The sequence below is a fragment of the Pseudonocardia sp. TRM90224 genome (genome assembly GCF_021245725.1).
GTDB lineage: Bacteria > Actinomycetota > Actinomycetes > Mycobacteriales > Pseudonocardiaceae > Pseudonocardia.
Window position 1 is genome coordinate 12,103 of record NZ_JAJGSX010000034.1, and the last position, 21,433, is coordinate 33,535.

General features: G+C 71.5%; 20 protein-coding genes. 6 read left to right on the plus strand and 14 right to left on the minus strand.

Annotation, left to right across the window (positions count from 1 at the left end):
* The first annotated feature begins 27 nt into the window (after positions 1-27).
* Complete coding sequence (locus LL648_RS32850) at positions 28-918, plus strand: DMT family transporter (protein WP_232666692.1); 891 nt, start codon at positions 28-30, stop codon at positions 916-918.
* Positions 919-921: 3 nt separating this feature from the next.
* Here the strand turns inward: LL648_RS32850 and LL648_RS32855 are convergent, their stop codons facing one another.
* From LL648_RS32855 to LL648_RS32880, 6 genes are all read right to left on the minus strand, one after another.
* Complete coding sequence (locus tag LL648_RS32855) at positions 922-1,896, minus strand: alpha-ketoacid dehydrogenase subunit beta (protein ID WP_232666693.1); 975 nt, start codon at positions 1,894-1,896, stop codon at positions 922-924.
* Between the two features lie 2 nt (positions 1,897-1,898).
* On the minus strand, positions 1,899-2,951 hold the full coding sequence (pdhA, locus tag LL648_RS32860) for a pyruvate dehydrogenase (acetyl-transferring) E1 component subunit alpha (protein ID WP_232666694.1): 1,053 nt from the start codon (positions 2,949-2,951) through the stop codon (positions 1,899-1,901).
* A gap of 30 nt (positions 2,952-2,981) precedes the next feature.
* Positions 2,982-4,133, minus strand: coding sequence for a LeuA family protein (locus tag LL648_RS32865; RefSeq protein ID WP_232666695.1), 1,152 nt, complete (start codon positions 4,131-4,133; stop codon positions 2,982-2,984).
* Positions 4,130-4,558: a cupin domain-containing protein gene (locus tag LL648_RS32870; protein WP_232666696.1), complete on the minus strand. Its 429-nt coding sequence runs from the start codon at positions 4,556-4,558 to the stop codon at positions 4,130-4,132. The genes LL648_RS32865 and LL648_RS32870 overlap by 4 nt, the downstream gene beginning before the upstream one ends.
* Positions 4,558-5,565, minus strand: coding sequence for a TauD/TfdA family dioxygenase (locus LL648_RS32875; RefSeq protein WP_232666697.1), 1,008 nt, complete (start codon positions 5,563-5,565; stop codon positions 4,558-4,560). Before LL648_RS32875 ends, LL648_RS32870 begins: the two co-directional genes overlap by 1 nt.
* 98 nt (positions 5,566-5,663) lie before the next feature.
* Entirely contained in the window at positions 5,664-6,449 is a 786-nt protein-coding gene (locus tag LL648_RS32880) for a response regulator transcription factor (RefSeq protein WP_232666698.1), read from the minus strand.
* Between the two features lie 142 nt (positions 6,450-6,591).
* Here LL648_RS32880 and leuC point away from each other — a divergent pair, with 142 nt between their 5' ends.
* Genes leuC through LL648_RS32895 form a run of 3 tightly spaced genes read left to right on the plus strand, consistent with a single transcriptional unit; the run spans position 6,592 to position 9,551 of the window.
* Positions 6,592-7,992 (plus strand): 3-isopropylmalate dehydratase large subunit, encoded by a 1,401-nt coding sequence (leuC, locus tag LL648_RS32885; protein WP_232666699.1) that lies wholly within the window; start codon positions 6,592-6,594, stop codon positions 7,990-7,992.
* A gap of 25 nt (positions 7,993-8,017) precedes the next feature.
* Positions 8,018-8,605 (plus strand): 3-isopropylmalate dehydratase small subunit, encoded by a 588-nt coding sequence (leuD, locus tag LL648_RS32890; protein WP_255687038.1) that lies wholly within the window; start codon positions 8,018-8,020, stop codon positions 8,603-8,605.
* A 4-nt stretch (positions 8,606-8,609) separates the two neighbouring features.
* Positions 8,610-9,551, plus strand: coding sequence for a LysR family transcriptional regulator (locus LL648_RS32895; RefSeq protein WP_232666701.1), 942 nt, complete (start codon positions 8,610-8,612; stop codon positions 9,549-9,551).
* On the opposite strand, the gene LL648_RS32900 is transcribed toward LL648_RS32895, so the two are convergent.
* Positions 9,486-11,423, minus strand: coding sequence for an FAD/NAD(P)-binding protein (locus tag LL648_RS32900; protein ID WP_232666702.1), 1,938 nt, complete (start codon positions 11,421-11,423; stop codon positions 9,486-9,488). The two genes, LL648_RS32895 and LL648_RS32900, sit on opposite strands and share 66 nt — an antisense overlap.
* A 169-nt stretch (positions 11,424-11,592) precedes the next feature.
* On the opposite strand from LL648_RS32900, the gene LL648_RS32905 reads away from it, so the two are divergent.
* Both LL648_RS32905 and LL648_RS32910 read left to right on the plus strand, forming a co-directional pair.
* Positions 11,593-12,189, plus strand: coding sequence for a cysteine hydrolase family protein (locus LL648_RS32905; RefSeq protein WP_232666703.1), 597 nt, complete (start codon positions 11,593-11,595; stop codon positions 12,187-12,189).
* Positions 12,186-13,364, plus strand: a complete 1,179-nt coding sequence (locus LL648_RS32910) for a pyridoxal phosphate-dependent aminotransferase (protein WP_232666704.1) — start codon at positions 12,186-12,188, stop codon at positions 13,362-13,364. Before LL648_RS32905 ends, LL648_RS32910 begins: the two co-directional genes overlap by 4 nt.
* Before the next feature lie 24 nt (positions 13,365-13,388).
* On the opposite strand, the gene LL648_RS32915 is transcribed toward LL648_RS32910, so the two are convergent.
* From LL648_RS32915 to LL648_RS32945, 7 genes are all read right to left on the minus strand, one after another.
* Positions 13,389-14,123, minus strand: coding sequence for an AfsR/SARP family transcriptional regulator (locus LL648_RS32915; protein ID WP_232666705.1), 735 nt, complete (start codon positions 14,121-14,123; stop codon positions 13,389-13,391).
* Between the two features lie 266 nt (positions 14,124-14,389).
* Positions 14,390-14,746: a VOC family protein gene (locus LL648_RS32920; RefSeq protein WP_232666706.1), complete on the minus strand. Its 357-nt coding sequence runs from the start codon at positions 14,744-14,746 to the stop codon at positions 14,390-14,392.
* A 51-nt stretch (positions 14,747-14,797) separates the two neighbouring features.
* Positions 14,798-15,664, minus strand: a complete 867-nt coding sequence (locus tag LL648_RS45490; RefSeq protein WP_232666707.1) for a helix-turn-helix domain-containing protein — start codon at positions 15,662-15,664, stop codon at positions 14,798-14,800.
* Between the two features lie 25 nt (positions 15,665-15,689).
* Positions 15,690-18,779: a serine/threonine-protein kinase gene (locus LL648_RS45495; RefSeq protein WP_232666708.1), complete on the minus strand. Its 3,090-nt coding sequence runs from the start codon at positions 18,777-18,779 to the stop codon at positions 15,690-15,692.
* A gap of 90 nt (positions 18,780-18,869) precedes the next feature.
* Positions 18,870-20,318 carry an amidase gene (locus LL648_RS32935; RefSeq protein ID WP_232666709.1) on the minus strand — a complete coding sequence of 483 codons (1,449 nt, stop codon included), beginning with the start codon at positions 20,316-20,318 and terminating at the stop codon, positions 18,870-18,872.
* Positions 20,315-20,623 carry a hypothetical protein gene (locus tag LL648_RS32940; protein ID WP_232666710.1) on the minus strand — a complete coding sequence of 103 codons (309 nt, stop codon included), beginning with the start codon at positions 20,621-20,623 and terminating at the stop codon, positions 20,315-20,317. Before LL648_RS32940 ends, LL648_RS32935 begins: the two co-directional genes overlap by 4 nt.
* A gap of 1 nt (position 20,624) precedes the next feature.
* Positions 20,625-21,431, minus strand: coding sequence for an IclR family transcriptional regulator (locus LL648_RS32945; RefSeq protein WP_232666711.1), 807 nt, complete (start codon positions 21,429-21,431; stop codon positions 20,625-20,627).
* Between the last annotated feature and the right edge of the window lie 2 nt (positions 21,432-21,433).

Sequence of the window (21,433 nt, forward strand, 5' to 3'; positions counted from 1 at the left end):
CACTGATCGGTTAGGCGGGGGAGCCACGTGTCGTCGGATTTGAGCCAGTCGGAGGGCGCCCCACCACGGCCCTCCCGCGCCGCGATGGTCGTCCCACCGGTGTTCGTGGTGCTGTGGAGCAGCGCCTTCATCGCCGGCGTCATCGGGGTCGGCGCCGCTCCCCCGCTCCTGCTGACGTTCTCGCGGTTCGCCGCCGCCGGGATCCTCCTCGCGCTGATCGCGCTCACGACGCGGGCGCCGTGGCCGCGTGGGGTGAAGCTCGCGCACATCGCCGTCTCCGGCCTGCTCATCCAGGCGGTGCAGTTCGGGGCGTTCTACTCCGCGCTGTCGACGGGCCTGCCGGCCGCGGTGGTGGCGCTGTGGCAGGGCCTCAACCCGGTGGTGATCGCCCTGCTCGCCGCCACCTTCCTGCACGAGCGGATCGGGCCGCGCCAGTGGCTCGGGTTCGTGCTCGGGGCCGTCGGCGTGATCCTCGCGGTCGTCGACCGGGTCAGCTTCTCCGTCGCCGGCATGATCCTTTGCATCATCGGGCTGCTCGGGCTGTCCGTCGGCACGGTCTACCAGAAGCGGTTCGCCGCCGACCTCGACGTCCGCTCGGGCACCGCCGTGCAGTTCATCGTGAGCGCCCCGGTGATCGGTGTCCTCACGCTGGTGCTGGAGACCCCGCACATCACCGACTGGGGCTCGTTCGCCCTGGCCCTCGGCTGGATCGTGCTGGTCAACTCGGTGGGCACGTTCGTGCTGCTCAACCTGATGCTGCGCAAGTCGTCCGCGAGCAAGGTGGGCACGCTGTTCTTCCTGACCCCGGCCGTCACCGCGATCCTGACCTGGCTGACGTTGGGCCAGACCCTCCAGCCGCTGACGATCATCGGCCTGGCCATCTCCGGGGTCGGCGTGCTGCTCGCCACCATGAAGTAAGGGTCAGTACTTCAGAGCCCGCTCCACCGCGTCGAGCAGCCGGTCGATCGTGGGCAGGTACTCCTCCTCCATCCGCGAGGGCGGGTACGGCGAGTGGTAGCCGCCGACCCGCAAGATCGGCGCCTCCAGGCGGTAGAAGCAGCGCTCGGTGATCCGCGCCGCGATCTCCGCGCCGCTGCCGAAGAACACCGGTGCCTCGTGCACCACGACCATGCGCCCGGTGCGTTCCAGCGAGGCCTGGACGGTGTCGAAGTCGAGCGGCGAGAGCGATCGGAGGTCGACGACCTCCAGGTCGTGCCCCTCCTCGGCCGCCACGGCAGCCGCTTCGAGGCACAGCCCCACCATCGGCCCGTACGCGACGAGCGTCAGGTCGGCGCCCGGCTCGGCGACGCGGGCCTGGTGCAACCCCAGCGGCGCCGCAGAAACGTCGAGTTCCCCCTTCTCCCAGTACCGCCGCTTCGGCTCGAAGAAGATCGTCGGGTCGTCGTTCTCGATGGACTGGCGCAGCATCCAGTAGGCGTCGGTCGGGTTCGACGGCGTGACGACCTTCAGGCCGGCGGTGTGCGCGAAGTACGCCTCGGGCGACTCGCTGTGGTGCTCGATCGCGCCCACGCCGCCGCCGTAGGGGATCCGGATGACGACGGGCAACCGGATCTTCCCCATCGACCGCGCGTGCAGCTTCGCCAGCTGGCTCACGAACTGGTTGAACGCGGGGAAGGCGAACCCGTCGAACTGGATCTCCACGACGGGCCGGTAGCCGCGCAGGGCCAACCCGATCGCGGTGCCGACGATGCCCGATTCGGCGAGCGGGGTGTCGGTGACGCGGTCCTCGCCGAAGTCCTTCTGCAGCGTGTCGGTCACCCGGAAGACCCCGCCGAGCTTCCCGACGTCCTCCCCCATGACCAGCACCTTGGGGTCGGCGTCGAGCGCGTCGCGCAACGCCTGGTTGAGCGCCCTCACCATCGTCGCCGCCGCCATGCTCAGGCCCCCTCGATCGATGCCAGGTACGCCTCGAACTCGGCCCGTTCCTCGTCGATGAGCGCGTGCTCGCCGGCGTAGACGTGGTCGAAGAACTCGGCGGGATGCGGGTTCGGCATGGACCGGACACCCTCCCGGACGTGGACGGCCAGCTCGTCGGCCTCGTCCTCCACGTCCGCGAAGTAGGTGTCGTCGGCGAGCCGCTCGTTGATCAGGTACGTCTTGAGCCGGTGGATCGGGTCCTTGAGCTCCCACTCCGCGCCTTCCTCCGCGATGCGGTAGCGGGTGGGGTCGTCGGAGGTGGCGTGCGCGGCCATCCGGTAGGTGAGCGCCTCGATCAGCATCGGGCCGCCGTTGCTGCGGGCGTGCTCGGCGGCCGCCTTCGTGACGGCCATGCAGGCGAGCACGTCGTTGCCGTCGACCCGCACTCCGGGGAAGCCGAAGCCCGCGGCGCGCTGGAAGATCGGCACGCGGGACTGCTTCGCGAACGGCGTGGAGATCGACCACTGGTTGTTCTGGCAGAAGAACACCACCGGCGCGTTGTTCACGGCTGCGAAGTTGAACGCCTCCGACAGGTCACCCTGGCTGCCGCCGCCCTCGCCGAAGTAGCACATGACGGCCATGTCGGCGCCGTCCTTCGCCACCCCCATCGCGTAGCCGGTCGCGTGCAGCGCCACCGGGCCGATGACGATCGTGTACAGGTGGAAGTTGTGTTCGGCGGGGTCCCAGCCGCCGTTGGTGACCCCGCGGTACATGCCCATCAGGTCGATCGGGTCGACGCCGCGGCACCACGCCACGCCGTGCTCGCGGTAGCTGGGGAAGACGTGGTCGGCGGCGCGGATGGCGCGGCCGGAACCGATCTGCGCGGCCTCCTGGCCGAGCAAGGAGACCCAGAGGGCCAGCTCGCCCTGCCGCTGCAGCGAGGTCGCCTCCCCGTCGAACCTGCGGGTCAGCACCATGTCGCGGAAGAGCCCGCGCAGCTCGTCGGGGGTGAGGTCGAGCGGGTAGTCGGGGTGATCGACGCGCTCGCCGTCGGGGGTCAGCAGCTGGATCAATCGGGCCTCCCGGCTCATGTCAGCGCGGCCTCATGTCAGCGCGGCGCGCAGGCGCTGCGCCACCACGTCCAGCTCCTCGCAATCGCCGCCGACGCGGTCGGTCACGTGCACGCGGTACAGCTCCTCCAACCGCTCGTCGTCCACCTCGACCCCGATGCCGTCGAGCAGGTGGCGCAGCACGGCACGGCCGGAGTGCCGCCCGATCAGCATCGAGCGCTGCCGGCCGAACCGGGCCGGCTCCACGAACTCGTAGGTGGCGGGGTTGCGCAGCAGCCCCTGCTGGTGGATGCCGGCGGCGGTGCCGAACGCGTACGTCCCGACGATGGCCTTGTTGCGCGGCTCGTCCAGCCCGATCACCGCGCGCAGCGCCGTGTACGCCTCGTACACCGCGTCGAGCCGGATGTCGGTGTGCAGGCCCAGGCTCTCCCGCTTGTAGGCGAGCAGCGCCGCGAACTCCTCCAGCGGGGTGTTGCCCGCCCGCTCGCCGATCCCGCCGAGCGTGGCCTGCACCTCGTCGGCGCCCGCCTGCACGCCGGCGAGCGCGTTGGCCGTCGAGAGCCCGAAGTCGTCGTGGCAATGCGTGGAGATCCGCAGCGGCGACGGCGCCCACTCGCGGATCGACGCGATCAGGTCGCCGTACTCGCCGGGCGTCAGCGCGCCCGACGTGTCGGCGACGACGAAGCACGTCGCGCCCGCCTCGATGCCGGTCTCGACGATCGAGCGCAGCAGGTCGGGCGCGCCGCGGCTGGCGTCCTCCATCCCGACGGAGATCGACTCGACGCCCAGCTTGGCGGCGTACGCCACGGCGTCGGCGAGCTCCTCGACCGCCTGCTCCCGCGTGATCCCCCGCTTGTGCTCCAGGTGCAGATCGCTGCACGTTGCCGCGATCTGGACCTGGTGGTTCGCCGTCCCGCCCGCCTGGACGGCCGTGTCGACGTCGGACCGCACCGCCCGGCAGAACGTCGTGAACCGCGCGGTGGACAGGGCCGCGGAGATGCGTGCGGTGGCCTCGAACTCGCTCGGCGACGACGCCGGGAAGCCGGCCTCGATGGTGTCGACGCCCAGCGCCTCGATCCGCAGGGCGAGGTCGAGCTTCTCCGCCGGCGTCATCGCGTTGCCGGGGGCCTGCTCACCGTCGCGCAAGGTGGTGTCGAAGATCGACACCCGCCGGGAGGCGCTCACAGCCGCCTCACCGGTTTCTCCCAGACCACGAACGTCATGCAGCCCTTCGGGCTGCGCGGCGAGTGCACGCTGCCCGGCTGCATCACGAGCAGGCTGTTCGGGCCGTACGTGCCGTCGTCGGTCTCCAGCTCCCCGCTGAAGACGTAGATCACCTCGTGCCCGGAGTGCAGGTGCGCGGGTGCGGCGGCACCGGGCAGGTAGCGCACGACGGCGGCCGCCGGACCGTTCTCGCCGGTCTCCTTGGTCGAGTAGAGCCAGCAGATCTCCGCACCGACCCGCCCGTCGGTGACGAGCGGCTCGAAGTGCAGGTCGCGGTGCCCGAACGGGCCGTCGGCCGCGCCGGTGAACAGCCGCGGCAGCAGCTCACCCAGGGAGTCCGCGGTGTTCGTGGTCGTCGTCGATTCGGTCGTTGTCGATTCGGTCATCAGTCCGCCACCCGTCCTCTGACGCCACCGAGCCAGCGGTGCGCGTGTCGATCGGCCGCCGCGTCGTCGCGGAAGGCATATGTCTTGAGCAGCCAGCGCTGTTTCGCCCGCTCCGGGTCGTTGATCTCGACCTTCTCCCGGCTGTGCAGGCCGTCCTGGTTGGCGAAGGTGAACAGGTCGCCCGTGACGATGCGGTGTCGCGTCTTCGGCGCCCTGACCAGCGCGTTCTTCATCGCGAGCAGGGCGTCCTTCGCCTCGGGTGGGCTGTCGGGCGCCACCGTGGTGGTCGTGTCCAGGTAGCGGACGCCGCGCTCTCCCACGAAGATCGCGTGCTTCTCCGAGACCGTCTGCTTGGTGTTGGTGTCGCGGGAGAAGACGTCGAACGGGGTGATGAACCACGGTTCGCGCAGCGCCTGCTGCTCCTGCTCGTCGAGCTGGTCGAGCAGCTGCGCGCTGCCGACGAACCCGGTGTAGATGAAGTCCCCCTCCGGGCAGCGCAGCCCGAGCAGCGCCGTGTAGTCGGCGCGGACGTCGTGCGCCGTGCGGTCGTTGTGGAAGACGAGCTCGCTGTCGCTGAACCCGGTCTGCTGGCCGCTATAGCGATTGATCGCGATCACGTCGGTGAAGAAGTCGCCGTTGTTGCGGCTCCCGTAGGCCAGCAAGGGGGTGGCGCACAGCTGCCCGAACAGCTCCAGCAGCACCTCACCGAGGAACGTGGTCTTCTTGCGGTACTTGTCGGCCACCGGATCGTCGAGGTCCAGAGCGGGGATGACCGCGTCGATGGGGCAGTTGCGCAGGACGTGCACCTCGGACGTCCCGGCGGCCCGGTCGGCCCGGATCCGGGCGCAGGCATCGGCGAAGAACGCCGGTACCGCGCCCCGGTCGATGACATCGCGAACCGCACTGGAGAAAGCCGGGTAGTCCTCGTACGGATTCTTGGAGACAGCATTCGCCGCGTCCCGCAACTCTTCGCGTTCGGCATCGGCGAGAACGTAGAAGGGTTCCATGACTCGCGTTTCTCGGAGAGCGACTTGTGGTCGTCACCGAGCTTCGACGCAGCGCCTTCCCCGTGTCATCGGCCGGCCGGACCAGGCGCTGCGCCACCTCATCCCCGAGCGGTCGAGAGCCCTTCGAGAGTGGACCTGCGCGGTGCGGCCTCCACCATTGGTGGAGATTCGACCGGTTCCGGAGAATCGAGCACGCGCTGCATCAGCAGCACCGCCTCGAGCCGGTTGCGCACACCCAGCTTCGTGAGCATGTGCGAAACGTGGCTTTTGACCGTTGCTGGCGAGACCTTGAGCTTCGCCGCGGCCTCCGCGGTGGTGCATCCCGTCGCGAGCATCGCCAGCACCTCGCGCTCCCTGCTCGTAAGCAGCCGCAGCGACAGGTGGTCGGGGACGTGGCTCTCGGCCGTCCCGGCGGCCACAGGCGTGCCGCCGCCACCGGTGTAGAGCTGGAGCAACTCGGGCGAGAGCACCACGTGCCCCGACGCGACGGCCCGGGTGGCCGCGCTCAACCGCTCGACCTCCATGTCCTTGACGACGCACCCGGCCACCCCCGAGGCGAATGCGGAGTCGAGCCGGCGCCTGCTCCACCCCACCCCGACCAGCAGGACCTTGACCTGATGCGCCACCAACTCACGCGCTGTGTGCGTGTGATCACCCACCGGACCGACCCCGAGAACGGCCACGTCGACATTCGCCAACGGCCATTCCCGCACCGGTCGTCCACAATCGATGCTGGCGACCACCCGTAGCTGCCAGGACGTGCTGAGCACGCTGCTCAGAACGTGCCGGGAGATCGGATCATGATCTGCCAGCAGCACCCGGATCTCCGGCTCTACCCGATCCCCCACGTCGAGCCACGTGTACGGCAATGCGCGCACGGACATAGCGCTCCTCCCCCCGAGACGCCGGCGTATCCCGCCGAGACTACCTACGGGCGCCCCCCGCGGTACGGCGCTCAACAGGCAGATAAGCGGCAGTATGGGGAGAATTAAGCGGGACGCATCCCGCCGCGGGCACGATGCGCTTATGGGATCAACATTGGCGCAGAAGGTGTGGGATTCCCATGTTGTGCACCGCGTGGCCACGGGCAGCGACCTGATCTACGTCGACCTGCACCTGTTGCACGAGGTCAACACCCCGCAGGCGTTCGACGGCCTGCGCGCCGCGGGCCGGGGCGTGCGCCGGCCCGACCTCACGCTCGGCACCGAGGACCACAACACCCCCACCATCGGGATCGACCGCCCCATCCGCGATCTCGACGGCCGGCGCCAGTCGGAGCTGATGCGCCGCAACTGCGCGGAGTTCGGGATCCCGCTGCACCGCCTGGGCGATCCCGGCCAGGGCATCGTGCACGTCATCGGGCCCGAGCAGGGGCTCAGCCGCCCCGGCATGACGATCGTCTGCTGCGACTCGCACACCACGACCCACGGCGCGTTCGGCGCGCTGGCGTTCGGCATCGGCGCGAGCCAGGTCGAGCACGTGCTTGCCACCCAGACCCTCCAGCTGCGGCGCTTCAAGGACCTCGACATCACCGTCACGGGCCGGCTCCCGGACGGCGTCACCGCGAAGGACCTCGTGCTCGCCCTGATCGCGACGATCGGCACGGCCGGCGGGCAGGGCCACGTGATCGAGTACCGCGGCGCGGCCGTCGCCGACCTGTCCATGGAATCGCGGATGACGTTGTGCAACATGTCGGTGGAGGCGGGCGCCCGGGCCGGGATGGTCGCCCCCGACGCCACCACGCTCGCATACCTGCGCGGACGTCCCGGCGTGCCGCAAGGGGCCGCCTGGGACGCCGCCGTGCGGGGGTGGACCGCGCTGCGCTCCGACCCGGATGCGCGCTTCGACACGTCGGTCGTCATCGACGGCGCCGCGCTGCACCCGTACGTCTCCTGGGGCACCAACCCCGCGCAGAGTGTCCCGATCGGCGGCCGGGTCCCCGCCCCGGCCGACTTCGCCGACCCGGAGGAGAGCGCCGCGGCGCGCCGCGCGCTCGACTACATGGCTTTGCAGCCCGGGACGCCGATGCGCGACGTCCCGATCGACACCGTCTTCGTCGGCTCCTGCACGAACAGCCGCATCGAGGACCTGCGCGCCACCGCCGACGTGCTGCGCGGTCGGCGGGTGGCCGACGGCCTGCACATGATGATCGTCGCAGGCTCGGCGGCGGTGCGCCGGCAGGCCGTCGCCGAGGGCCTCGACCGGGTCTTCGCCGAGGCCGGGGCGGACTTCCGGGCCGCGGCGGGCTGCTCGATGTGCGCGGCGCTGAACGAGGACCGGCTGCAGCCGGGACAGCGCGCCGCCTCCACCACCAACCGCAACTTCGAGGGCAGGCAGGGCAAGGGCGCCCGGACGCACATCGTCTCGCCCCCGGTCGCCGCGGCGACCGCCATCGCGGGCCGGCTGGCCGCCCCCGCCGACCTGTAGCGCAGGGAGCGAAATGGGAGAGAACATGCGCCCGTTCACCGTGCACACCGGCACCGCCGCGCCCTTGCGGCGCAGCAACGTCGACACCGACCAGATCATCCCGGCCCGGTTCTGCGTCCGGTCCACCCGCAGCGGGCACGCCGACTCGCTGTTCGCCGACTGGCGCGACGACCCCGGCTTCGTCCTCAACCGACCCGGGCACAGGGGTGCGACGGTGCTGGTGGCCGGCAACGACTTCGGTATCGGCTCGTCGCGGGAGTACGCGGTGTGGGCGCTGCAGGACTACGGCTTCCGAGCCGTGATCGCGCCCCGCTACGGCGACATATTCCGGGAGAACTCGCTGCTCAACGGCCTGCTCACGGTCACGGTGCCGATCGAGGCGGTCGAGGAGATCTGGGCGGCGGTCGAGGCGGACCCGGCCGAGCCGGTGACGGTCGATCTCGAACGGCTGCAGGTGCGCTGCGCCGGGAACGTCACGGCGTTCGACCTCGACCCGGACGTCCGGGAGCGGCTCCTGCACGGGCTCGACGCCATCGCGATGACCTTGCGCGAGGAGGAGCTCATAGTCCGCTACGAGGCGTCCCGGCATCCTGCGCTGCCCACCACCCGCTGAGCACATGAAGCTCTCCCAGTGCGCCGCGTTCGTCGCCATCGCCGACACCGGCAGCTTCACCAAGGCCGCGCAGGCCCTGGGGATCGGCCAGTCGGCGGTGAGCCACGCGATCGCCGGCCTGGAAGCCGAGCTCGGGGTCGCGCTCATGCGGCGGGACCGCCGGGGCGTGGAGCTGACCGACGTCGGGGTGCGCGTGCTGCACCACGCCCGGGCGACGCTGCTGCACGCCGAGCGCATGCGCGACGAGGCGAGCGCGCCGCCCGACATGCGCGGTTCGATCCGGGTCGGCACCAGCCAGAGCTTCTCCGCGCGGCTGCTGCCCCGGCTGCTGACGGAGCTCCGCGCGCGCTACCCCGATCTCGGGATCACGCTGCGCGAGGGCGTCGACGCGCGGATCGCGCACTGGCTCCGGGAGCAGGAGGTCGACGTCGGCATCGTGCAGCTGCCCAAACCCGACCTGGCCACCGTCCCGTTGCTGCAGGACGAGGTGTTCGCCGTGCTGCCGCGCGGGCACCGGCTCGCCGCGAGCACCGAGCTGACCGTGGCCGAGCTCGCCGACGAGCCGATCATCATGCCGTTCGGCGGGATGGAGCCGATCCTGCGCACGGTGTTCCGCGGAGCCGGCACAGAGCCTGCGGTGTCGTTCCGGGTGCACGACATAGCCGCGCTGGTCGCGATGGTCACCGAAGGGCTCGGCGTGACGGTGCTCCCGGCGCTGGCGCTGCCCGCCGCCCCTCCCACGGCCCTACCAACGGCCCTACAAATGGCACTGCCCGACCTCTGCGTGCTGCCCTTCTCGCCGCCCGTCACGCGGCAGCTCGCGATCGGGGTGCGCCCGGCCCCCACCCCGGGCGTCGAGGCGTTCGTCGCGACGGCGCTGTCAGTCGCCCGCGACGCCGGTTGGCACCGGGCTGCGGCCGAGGTCGTCCCGACCGGGGGCCGGTGAGGGCGCCACCACCTCGATGATTGCGGCCCCGGCCAGTGCGTCCGCGGCGATCGCGTCGGCGTCGCGGACGAAGTCGGTCCAGAAGCCCGGCCGGCTGCTGCCGCCCTGCATGAACCAGCGGGTGTGCTCGGTGGGGATGCCCAGGACGTAGAGGCCTGCGGCCGGCTCCCCGGAGCGGCCGATCGGGTGGTACGGGCTGCCGGTGACGGCCACTCCCCCGGTCTCGAACGTGCCGTTGCAGTAGCCGGTCCAGATCCCGCGCGCCCGCAGGGCGGTCGTGAACGGGGACGGGTCGCGGTGCAGGGCCGGGATCGGGATCCGGGCGTCGACGAGCGTATCCACCTCGACGTCCGAGCCTGCGACCTGCGGGGACGACACCACGAACCGGCCACGGTCGGCGTCGGCGGCGAAGCTCGTCGCGGGCCCGGCGATGCGTAGCACCCCGGCCTCCACCAGCGCCACGAACTGGTAGAGCCTGATCCGCGGCGGTCCGGCGGCCAGGAACGCCACCCGGTGCTGGTACCAGCCGAGGAACTCGTCGCGGTGCGACCGCGGGGTGAGGCCGCCGAAGTCCACCAGCTCGCGGATCAGGCCCCGCGTGTCACGCAGGACGTCGAGCGCCGCCTTGAGCGGCGAGCCGACGTTGCCGTCCTCGGCCTCCACGAGGTCCTGGCGCAGGTGGCCGAGCAGGGCGGCGTGGAAACCGTCGGGATCTCGGAAGCTCCGGCCGCGGAACGGCCTCGCGAGCCGGTCGAGGTCGATCCGGGGCAGGTCGGGAGCGCCGTGCGCGGCGGCGATCGCCGGCACGTCCGGGAGCCCGGACCGGGCGGCTGCCACCACCGCGTCCCGGAACGCCGCTCCCGCCTCGGGGCCGGCGGCACGACGCAACGCCGTAGCCCGGTACACGAGCTCGACCTCGGCGATCAGCCACGGCAGCACGTCGGCGCCGAACTCCACGGCGCCGTGCGGCTTGCCGTTGCGGGCGCGCTCCACGGTGCACAGGACAGTCGTGTAGCGGTGGTTGTGGTGCTTCTGGTTGCGCCCGCGGGCCGGCACGGGCATCCCCCCGCGCGACCCGGCCACGATCACCGGCTCCTCGCCGCTGCGGTGGTAGGTGAGCCCACCCCGGCCGTCATCCGTGAACCGGCCGCCGCGGCCGAGCGTGAACGCCGCCAGCACGTCGTAGAAGGAGAGGCCGAGGCCGATGACGCCGACCGCGGAGCCGGCGGGGACGGCGTCGAGCGGCATGTCGGCCGCGGAGTCGCCCACCAGGTAGCGCAGGCCCGGGTGAGCACCGGCGAACTCGGCGAGGCCGGCCTCCGGCCCGAACGGCTCCGGCGTCGCGTGCCCGGTCACCAGCACGACCCGGTCCGCGACCAGCTGCTCGTTACCCACCAGCGTCAGCCGGTAGCGGTCGCCCTCGGGTTCGAGGTCGATCACGCGGTCGAGCACCTCGCGCAGGCGCACGGAGGCCGGGAGGGCGGCCCTGATCGAGGCCAGCACCATGCCCATGTAGCGCCCGTAGCGCGCTCGCGACGCGAAGCTGCCCGGCCCGGGGAAGTCCGGGTCGTCCACGCTCCACCACTGGGCGAGCGACGGCCCGGCGCCCGGCCGCACCGGGCCGTCGTCGGGCGGGCCGGAGAACGCCGAGACCTCCTCGGCGATCGTGTTCATCAGGAACCAGTCGGGCTGGTCGGTCCGCCAGATCCGGCCGCACCCGAGCTGGACGTCGTCGATCACACAGAGCTCGATCGGCCGACGGCCCAGCGGTTCTACGGGCGGGTCTGCGAGCCGGGCGGCGAGCCGTTCCAGCACCGACAGCCCGCGGGGGCCGCTGCCGACGACGACGATCCGGTACGGCGCTGCCGCCACAATTACCTCCGCATGGTTCGGGAGCACCCGGAAAGCTCAACACCATCGGCGTCCGGCGATCAACACCGCGCAGTTCATGAAGCCATGAAAGTCATTCATGCATTGGACACGTCGGGCCGGCGGTGCTTAGGCTCGAATCAACCCGGACCAGCCCTTTGGGAGTGGACGAATGGCCCCGCGCAGCGCGCTGCTGGTGATGGATCTGATCAACGAGATCGTGCATCCCGACGGTCGTTACGCCGCGGAGGGCTACCTGGAGCAGGTCACCACGCGCGGTGTGCTGGAACACGCCGCCACCGCGATCGCCCGCGCCCGCGCCGCGGGCATCCCGGTGATCTACGTCGTCGTCGGTTTCTCCCCCGGCCATCCCGAGTGCCCCACCGGCTCGCCGATCTTCGAGACCGCACGGGTGGAGCGCCGGCTCACCCTCGGCACGTGGGCGACGCAGGTGCACGAGTCGCTCGCCCCGCGGGAAGGCGAGCCGGTGGTCGCCAAGCACCGGATCAACCCGTTCTTCGGCACCGACCTCGACGTGCTGCTCCGCACGCAGCGGATCGAGACGCTGCTGCTCACGGGGGTGGCGACGGAGCTGGTGGTGCTCTCCACGGCGAGCGCGGCCGCCGACCGCGACTACCGCGTCGAGGTGCTGGAGGACGCCACGGCCACGGCCGGCAAGGAGCTGCACGACGCGGCGCTGACGGTGCTGGCGCGGTACGCCACGATCACCTCGGTCGACGAGGCGCTCCCGCCCGGCGGGCGCCCGTGAGGGCCTCCCGCATCAGGACGTCACAGCGGCTGGCCGGGATCGGCGGCTCGGCGACGTACGCCGTGCACGACCTCGTGCAGTCGATGCGCGCCGAGGGGAAGGCGGTACTGGACCTCGGCGGCGGTGACCCCGACTTCCCGACCGCGGAACACATTGCGGCAGCCGCGGCCGATTCGGTGCACGCCGGATTCACCCACTACACCCCGAGCCGGGGCCTGCCGGAACTGCGCACGGCAATTTCGGAGAAACTGCTCGACGACAACCGGATCAGCACCGATCCGGGCACCGACGTGATCGTCACACCCTCGGCGAAGTACGCGCTGTTCCTCGCGTTGACCACAATTCTGGATCCGGGCGACGACATCCTGATCCCGACCCCCAGCTGGGTCAGCTACGCCTCGATGGCCCACCTCGTCGGGGCCCGGCCGGTGTCGGTGCCGCTCCGCGCGGACGGCGGCTTCCGCCTCACCCGCAAGCTGCTCGACGCGGCGGTGGGCCCGCGCACCCGGGCGATCCTGATCAACACCCCGAACAACCCGACCGGGCACGTCCTCGACGAGCAGGAAGCGACCGACCTCGCCGCATTCGCGATCGAGCACGACCTCGCCATCGTCGCCGACGAGATCTACGAGAAGATCATCTACCGCGGCCGGCACATCAGCATGGCCGCCGTGCCGGGCTGCGCTGAACGCACGCTCACCGTCAACGGCTTCTCGAAGGCGTACGCCATGACCGGTTGGCGGCTCGGCTACATCGCGGGGCCGACCGATGTGATCACCGAGGTCCTGAAGGCGGCCCAGCACACGGTCGGCTGCGCCGGGTCGTTCGTCCAGCAGGGCGGCATCGCGGCGCTGACCGGACCGCAGGGCGACCTGCTGCGCATGGTCGACGAGTACGCAGCCCGCCGCACGATGATCGTCGAAGGGCTCGCCGCCCTCCCCGGCGTCACCTGCACCCCTCCCGACGGCGCGTTCTACGCCTTCGCCGACATCAGCGGTGCCGGCCGCGGCTCCGACACCGAGTTCGCCGAGTGGCTGCTCACCACGGCCGGGGTGGCGGTCACCCCCGGTTCGGCCTTCGGCGAAGGCGGCGAGGGACACGTCCGGCTTTCCTTCTCGGGACCGCAGGACGTCATCAAGGAGGCGCTCGAACGGATCGCGGACGCGTTCCGATGATCAGCGCTGGGCAGTTGACCGGAGTCAGGCGGTCGCCTGCAGCATCGCCGGATCGTCGAGCCAGGCCGCCCGGTCCAGGACCGCCTGGTGCAATCGCTGGAACCGCGAGCTCGGCTCCATGCCGAGCGAGTCGACCAGCGCGTGCCGGACCTGCTTGTAGACCATGAGGCACTCGGCGGTGCGACCGCTGCGGTAGAGCGCGATCATGAGGAAGTAGTACGGGTTCTCCCACAGCGGATGCAGGGCGGTCACCCCGTACAGCTCGCTGATCAGGCGGGAGTGGCGCCCCAGCGCGAGCTCCAGCTCGAACCGGCGCTCGGAGGCGACCAGCCTGCGCTCGTCGAGCTGGCGGGCCAGCGCGTCGACGACCGGCATCTCCCGCATGTCGGCCAGCGCCGGCCCCCGCCACAGCGAGAGCGCGCACTCCAGCGTGCGGGACGCCTCCTCCAGCCGGCCGGCGCCCTCCAGCTGCTGCGCGAGCAACGTCATCGCGTCGAACTCGCGCAGGTCGAGCTGGTGGGCGGAGAGATCCAGGACGTAGCCGGGTGATCGGGTCGCGAGCTCACCGACCCGGCTCCCCGTGGCCACGAGGTGCTTGCGCAGCTTCGACACGTAGACGTGCAGGGCGGACTCCGCGGTGCGCGGCGGCGCGCCGGACCACAGCGCGTCGATGAGGTGCTGGGTGGACACCACCCGGTCGGCGTGGACGCACAGCACAGCGAGGAGGGTGCGCAGCTTCAGCGCCGGTGGGGTCACCACACAGCCGTCCGCGTTCTTCACGTCCAGAGGTCCGAGTACGAGAATATTCACGTCATCCTCTCCGGAGCAGTCGTCGGCCGGATCGCGGCCGAATCCACGAGCTTCGACGCGACCGCCCGCCCGTGTCATCGGCCGATGGTGGAGGCGCCGCCCGCTCTCGTCCGAAGGGATGCCCCGACGCACCCCGAACTTCCCCACCGTTTTGTGCATCTGCGCGCTCCGCAGGCGCGCAAGTGCACAAAACGGTGGGGAGATTCGGGGGCCGGCTAGCCCTGATCCACCTCCTGCACGAAGAGGATCTTGTTGCCGGCCGGGTCGACCGCTTCCGCGGTCTTCACGAACCCGTAGTCGTTGATCTCCCCCACGGCGACGTCGACGGCCGCGCACGCGGCGCGCTGCGCATCGAGATCCAGCACGCCGACGACGGCCGTGGTGCGGCCGGCGGGCTCCGGGTCGACCGACACCTGGATCCAGGCGTTCCCGGTCAGCTGCCACTCGGCGACACCCTCCATCGGTACGAGGTCGGGGGCCCGCCCGATCCAGCTCTGGTACCAGGCGACGGCCTTCTCGTGGTCGGTGACGGGGAGGACGGCCACCACGCTTGCGAAGTTCGAATCGGACATGCGCCGACGGTAGGAGCAGCCCCGACCCGCGGTCTTGGAAAAAAGAAGACGTCAGTCAGTTGCGCAGTCGGCCAGGCTCATCGATTCCGGGTACTGCGTGGCGGCGAGGAACCGGCTCGGGGACATCCCCGCGAACTCCCTGAACTCGGCGTTCATGTGCGACTGGTCGTAGTACCCGTGCGCGATCGCCGTCCGGCCGAACGAATCCGCCCCGTCCCGCAGCGCCGCCGCCAGCCCTCGGAACCGGACGATGCGGGAGAACAGCTTGGGCTTCACCCCGACCTGGGCCTCGAACAGGCTGGTGAAGCGCTTCGGCGAGGCCCCGATCCGGTCGAGGATGCTCGCGACCGGGATCCGCCCACCGGCCCGCTCGATCTCGGCGACGGCATACGCCACGCGGGGATCGGTGCCGAACCTGCCCGTGAGCCGATCCGCGAGCCGATCCGTGATCCAGCGCCCGACCAGCTCCAGCCGGGTCTGATCGGAGCTCGCCTCGTCGAGGCGCTCGGCGAGGCGACGCGCCTCGGCGCCGATCAGTTCGGTCAGATCCGCAGTGGCGCCGGTGAGCTCGTCCAGCGGAACACCGAACATGCCCAGCGCCCCCGCGGGCCGCAGCCGGACGACGAGCACCCGCGACCGCACGGCGGGGGTCTCGATCACGAGCGGGCTCAGGATGAGCCCGGTGAGGCTCGTCAGCGGGTTGTCGGTGACGGAATCGCCGTCGACGACCCGGAAGGGCGCGTCGAGCTGCACGATCAGGTCGAGATCACCCGTCGGGTAGAAGCGCTCCCGCCGCTGCGCGAGCTGCCCGTCGAACAGCCAGATGTACTCGACGAGTCCGGCGAGCGCGCTCGGCTGCCAGGTCAGCTGCGTCCAGGAACCCAGCTCGGACTCTTCGCGCCTGGAGACGACCTCCACAAAAGCAGGGTACGACCAGGAGGCCTCACCACTCGTCTCCCGCGAACAGGGAAACCGTGCCGCTGCCGCGGTCGAGCCGGTAGACGAGATCAGCGCCGAAGGCCGCCAGGTAGAGACCGCCGTCGGGGGCCGAGGCCAACCCGCCGGGCCGGTTCAGGTTCGTCTGGAGCGCATCCCGCGGCACGATGCTCAACGCGGTGGATCCCGTTCCCACCACGGTCGAGATGGTTCCGTCGGGGGCGATCCGGCGGACCCGCTGGCTCCCCTCATCGGCGACGAGCAACCCTCCGTCGGCGTCGAGGAGCACCCCGCTCGGCGCCGTCAACTGCGCCGAGCGCGCCGGCCCGCCGTCGCCCGCTGCGCCTGCGGTCCCCGTGCCGGCGAACGTCGTGATGACGCCGTCGGTGCCGATCCGGCGGATCCGCCGATTGTTGTTGTCGGCGACGAACAGCACCCCGTCCGGGGCGCGGACCAGCGCATACGGGTTGTCGAACTGGGCCGCTGCGGCCGGGCCGCCGTCGCCGGAGAACCCGTCCGTCCCTGTCCCTGCGACGGTGCTGACGTTCCCGGCCGGGTCGATCCGACGGATGCGCGCCGACGAGCGCTCGACGATCAGCAGGCTGCCGTCCGGGGCCAGCACGATCGAGGTGGGGTCGGCGACCGCGGTCGATCCGGCCGGACCCCCGTCGGCGGACAGGTCGGACCGCCCGTTGCCGGCGAACGTCGAGATCACGCCGTCGGGTGTGACATGGCGGATCCGGTTGTTGTCGGTGTCGGCGATGTACAGCCCACCGTCAGCGCCGCAGGCGACCCCACGCGGGTGGTTCAGCTGCGCCGCCGTCGCCTCTCCACCGTCACCGGAGAAGCCCGGCACGCCGGTGCCGGCGACGGTCGTGATCGTCCCGTCCGCCGGGTCGATCCGTCGCACCCTGGCGCCGCTGGTCTCCGAGAGGACTAGCCGCCCGTTCGGGTCGAGGCACATGAACGCCGGCCCGTCGAGGCTCGCCTTCGTCGCCGGTCCGCCGTCACCGGGGTAGCCGGGCCCGCCGCCCGCAACCGTGCTGATGATCCCCGCGCCGTCGATCTTGCGGATGCGGTTGTTGCGGTCGTCCGCCACGTAGAACGATCCGTCGGCGCCGCGCGCCACCGCAACGGGCTCGGCGAGCGCCGCGCCCCGCGCCGGCCCGCCGTCGCCCGAGAAGCCCGCCCGCCCGGTGCCCGCAACAGTGTGGACGACGCCGGTCGCGTCGATCTCGTGGACGCTGTACCGGCCGGCCACGAAGACGTTCCCGCCGGTACCGAGCGCGATGGCGGTCACGGCGAGCGCTTCACCGGCTGCCGGCACCCCGTCGCGGGCCGGGTTGCTGGTCCCGTCACCGATGACCGTGTTGATCTTCCCGTCCGGCGTCACCCGGCGCACGCGGTAGTCCCAGTTGTCCGCGATGTAGACGGTGCCGTCGGCAGCGACGGCGAGGTCGCGGCCCGACATGAAGCCCGCCTGGACCGCCGACCCGCCGTCGCCCGTCGACTCGTTCCGCCCGTTGCCCGCAACCGTGGTCAGCCGGCCGCCCGCCTCGATGTGCCGGACCCGGGGGAAGTTCCCTTCGGAGAAGTAGAGGCTGCCGTCGGCGCCGAGCGCGAGCGCGAGCGGAGCGTTGATCTCCGCGCCGAGCGCGACGGTTCCGTCCTCCGTGTACCCCGCGGTCCCGTTGCCGGCGATCGTGGTGATCGTCCCCGCCGGGTCGACCCTGCGGATGCGGTGGTTGGCGTTGTCGGCGATGTAGAGGTTGCCGCTGTCGTCGATGGCGAGCCCTCGCGGGGTGTCCAGCTTCGCCGCGGTCGCGGGCCCGCCGTCGCCGGTGTAACCCGGATCGCCGGTCCCGGCGACCGGCTCGATCGCGCCCGCCGGCGTCAGCCGGTCGACGCGGTCTTCGCGGGCGTAAGTGAAGTAGACGTTCCCCTTCTTGTCCGCCGCCATCGTCGCGATCCGGTCCGTCAGCACCGTGGCCGCAACCGGTGGTGGCGGCGCTGCCGCCGGCGCCCCGGCGCCCGGTGCCCCACCGCCTCGCCACACCAGCAGCCCCGCCGTCGCCAGGACGGCGACGACGGCCAGCAGCGCGATCCCGACCAGCAGGCCCCGGCGGCGACCAGGGGGTTGCAGGTCCGTCGGCGCCTCCACCGGCCATCGGGGCGGCACCGGAACCGTGTACCCGTCCACCGGCGGCGACCAGGCCTGCAGCGGGGGCGGCTGGGACGACTGCAGCGGCCGGGGTGGCAGGGACGGGCCCGGCCCCGCGAGCCCAGCTTCCGAGAGCGCAGCCACGAACTCACCGCAGGTCCGGTACCGCTGCGCGGGAACCTTGGCGATCGCCTTCGCCAGCACCGCGTCGACCGCCGTCGGTATAGCGGGGTCGTCCCGGCTCAGCGCCGGCGGCGGCGCAGTGAGGTGCGCGCTGAACATCTCGGCGAACGTCGTCCGGTCGAACGGCGGCGCACCACGCAGGCACGTGTACGCGGTGCACCCCAGCCCGTACACGTCGATCGACGGCTCCGGCGTGCTGCCCACCTCGAACCGCTCCGGCGCCATGTACGCGAGCGTCCCCGCGACCAGCTGCAGGCTCTGCACGCTCACGTCGTGCCTGCTGGTCAGGCCGAAATCGGAGAGGTAGGCCCGCCCGTCGCGCTCCACCAGCACGTTCGCCGGCTTCACGTCGCGGTGCACCATCCCCTTGGCGTGCGCGGCGTCCAGTGCGGCAGCGACCTGTGCGAGCAGCCGGCAGGTCTCCGCCAACCCCAGCGGGCCGTGCTCCGCGATCAACGCGCTGAGGTCACGACCCTCGACGAGCCGCATCGCGAGGTAGAGCCGCCCGTCCGCCTCACCGGCATCGTGCACCGTGATGACGTTCGGGTGCTCCAGCATCGCAGCGAGCCGCGCCGCGCGCTCGAATCGCCGCCGGAAGCCCTCGTCGTGCGCCAGGTCGCCGGAAAGCACCTTGAGCGCGACCGCTCGGTCGAGCCGCAGGTGCGTCGCGCGGTAGACGACTCCTTCGCCACCCCGTCCGATCAGCGCGTCGAGCCGGTAGCCGGCTAGCTGCGAGCCCGATTCGAGAGCCACGCGGGCAACACCCCCCCATTACCTTCACCGCACACCCCGGCGCGAGGTTACTGAAGCGGATCAGGGAACAGGACCGGCGCGATCCAGCTGTTACAGGGCGGGCAGCTCGTCCTTCCACGGGCGCGCCCGCTCCAACTGGGCCGCGACCGCGAGGAGCACGTCCTCACGCCCGTGATCAGCAACGAGCTGCGCACCTATCGGCAAGCCCAGGGTCGTCCGGCCGGCCGGGAGGCTGATCGCCGGCTGGCCGGTGATGTTGAACGCGCGGGTGAACGCGATGTACGGGTCGCCCAGCGGGGCGAGCTCCTCCTCGGAGCCCTCGTCGAAGGTGCCGAGCGGGGCGGCGGGCATCGCCGTGGTCGGGGTCAGCAGCAGGTCGAACCCGTCGGCCCACCACTGCAGCATGCTCCGCCGGAACCGCGTGGCCGCCGCGAGCGCCAGCACGTGCTCGGACGCGCTCATCGCAAGCAGCCGCTGGTAGCGCTCCCAGTTGAGGGGTTCCATGTCGGCCGGGGTGAGGTCCCGCCCGAGCGCACGGGCGAGGCCGGCGAGCGAGAGCAGCATCGGGCTCGTCGCGGCGATCCCGACCGTGCTGCGGTCGTCGAGCGCGGTCTCCTCCAGCGCCTTCGGGTACGCGAGCTCGACGTGGTGGCCGAGCGATTCGAGCAGCCGCGCGGTGGACGCGACGGCGGCGACGATCTCCGGATGCACGGTGACGCCGAAGGACCCGCGGTCGAGCACCCCGATCCGGAGCGGGCGGGGATCGGTGCGCAGCTCCTCGACGTAGGGACGGCTGGGCGGCGGGGCGACAACGAGGTCACCGACGCCGGGGCCGTGCACCGCGTCGAGCAACGCGGCGGTGTCGCGGACCGTGCGGCTCACGCCGAGGAAGACCGCCGGCCCCGACTCGTCGGCGTACGGGCCGGCGCTGATCCGTCCGCGGGACGGCTTGAGCCCGACCAGTCCGCAGAGCGCCGCCGGGATCCGGATGGAGCCGGAACCGTCGGAGGCCTGCGCGATCGGCACCATCCCGGCAGCCACGGCGGCGGTGGCACCACCGCTCGAACCGCCGGTCGAGTGGGAGAGCAACCACGGGTTGCGGGTGCGTCCCCAGGCCGTCGACTCGGTCGTCGGCAGGGCGGCGAACTCGGGTGACGTGGTGCGCCCCGCGGTGACCAAACCGGCCGCACGGAGCCGCGCGACGAGCGTGGAGTCGGCCGGGGCCGGGAGGGCGAGCTCCTTCAACCGGATGTTCCCGTTGGACTCGGGCTGCCCGGCGTACGGGGCCACGAAGTCCTTGAGCAGGAACGGGACGCCGGTGAAGGGGCCGGCCGGGAGCCCGGCGGCGACGGTCGCCCGGGCGTGGTCGAACCACCGCATTGCGACCGCGTTGATCGTGGGGTCCAGCGCCTCGATCCGCTCGATCGCGGCTTCGAGCAGCTCCGCGGCGGACACCTCGCCCGACCGGAGCAGATCTGCCTGGTCGGTGGCGTCCATCCAGCGCGTCTGCGCCGCGAGGCCGCCGGAGATCGTCGTCACGACCCGGCACCTCCGAGGACCTCGACGAGGATGTTCTTGTAGCGGTGGGCACCGATGTTGGTGAAGCTGTGCAGCTCCCCCGCGCCGTGCCACTCGACGGTCTCGCCGCTGAGCGCGCGCTCGACCGGCTCGCCGTTCGCGTTGTGCACCTCCAGCCGGCCGTCGGTCAGGTTCACGAGCAGGTACGGGTTCTCGTGCAGGTGCAGCGCGAGCTCACCGCCCGCGGCCACGTCGACCAGCCACACACGGATGGAGTCGTTCTCGAACAGGACGCGGTTGCCCACCGGGGCGAGTTGCGCGTTCACTTCAGTTGCCCTTCTTCCGGTTCAGTCGGAATGCCTGTGTGAGCTCGGCGGCGTCGCGGGAGATCTCCCGGCACACCTCGACCATGCGCCGTCCCCGTTCTAGGACGTCGTCGTCGCTCCACTTCGCACTGATGTTCGCGATCGCCGCTGCACCGAGCACCTCCGACCGCGCGTTGAGGATCGGTGCCGCGACCGCGGAGATCCCGACCTCGACGTCGCCGGCGCTGATGGCGTAACCGACATCGCGGATCTCCGCGAGGTCGCGGGCCACGAGATCGGGATCGGTCGGGGTCGCGTCCGTGAACGGCGCGAGCGAACCCGCCAGGTACTCGTCGATCAACGGTTGCGGCGCGTGCGCCAGCACCGCGCGGGACGCGGCCCCGACGTGCAGCGGCAACCGCTTGCCGACGTCGCAGAACAAGTGCACGTTCAGGTCACCGTTGATCCTGTCGACGAACACGACGTGATCGCCGTCGGGGATCGCGAGCGTGATGCACTCGGTGTAGTGGTCCGCGAGCGTCGAGAGGCGGCCTTCGGCGACCTTCCGCAGGTTCGTGCGGTCCAGCAGCATCCGCGACATCTCGACGACCTGCCACGTCATCACGTACCCGGCACCGGGGCCGGCCTGGCGGACGTACCCGCCGGCGATCAGGGTCGAGGCGACGCGGAACGCCGCGACCTCCGAGGTGCCCAGCTCGGCCGCCAGCTGGGCGAGGGGAACCGGACCCCGGGCGTGGGCGATGACCCGCAGGCCGTCGAGAACGCGGAGCGCGGAGGACAGCGTGTTCTTCTCCACCGCTGTACTCATTA

What these genes read in the sequence shown, in the direction of transcription:
- LL648_RS32870 (WP_232666696.1), bottom strand. Translation starts at nt 4,558, where the DNA reads ATGACCGAATCGACAACGACCGAATCGACGACGACCACGAACACCGCG.
- LL648_RS32875 (WP_232666697.1), bottom strand. Translation starts at nt 5,565, where the DNA reads ATGGAACCCTTCTACGTTCTCGCCGATGCCGAACGCGAAGAGTTGCGG.
- LL648_RS32920 (WP_232666706.1), bottom strand. Translation starts at nt 14,746, where the DNA reads ATGTCCGATTCGAACTTCGCAAGCGTGGTGGCCGTCCTCCCCGTCACC.
- LL648_RS32945 (WP_232666711.1), bottom strand. Translation starts at nt 21,431, where the DNA reads ATGAGTACAGCGGTGGAGAAGAACACGCTGTCCTCCGCGCTCCGCGTT.
- LL648_RS32905 (WP_232666703.1), top strand. Translation starts at nt 11,593, where the DNA reads ATGGCCCCGCGCAGCGCGCTGCTGGTGATGGATCTGATCAACGAGATC.
- leuD (WP_255687038.1), top strand. Translation starts at nt 8,018, where the DNA reads ATGCGCCCGTTCACCGTGCACACCGGCACCGCCGCGCCCTTGCGGCGC.
- LL648_RS32895 (WP_232666701.1), top strand. Translation starts at nt 8,610, where the DNA reads ATGAAGCTCTCCCAGTGCGCCGCGTTCGTCGCCATCGCCGACACCGGC.
- LL648_RS32880 (WP_232666698.1), bottom strand. Translation starts at nt 6,449, where the DNA reads ATGTCCGTGCGCGCATTGCCGTACACGTGGCTCGACGTGGGGGATCGG.
- leuC (WP_232666699.1), top strand. Translation starts at nt 6,592, where the DNA reads ATGGGATCAACATTGGCGCAGAAGGTGTGGGATTCCCATGTTGTGCAC.
- LL648_RS32855 (WP_232666693.1), bottom strand. Translation starts at nt 1,896, where the DNA reads ATGGCGGCGGCGACGATGGTGAGGGCGCTCAACCAGGCGTTGCGCGAC.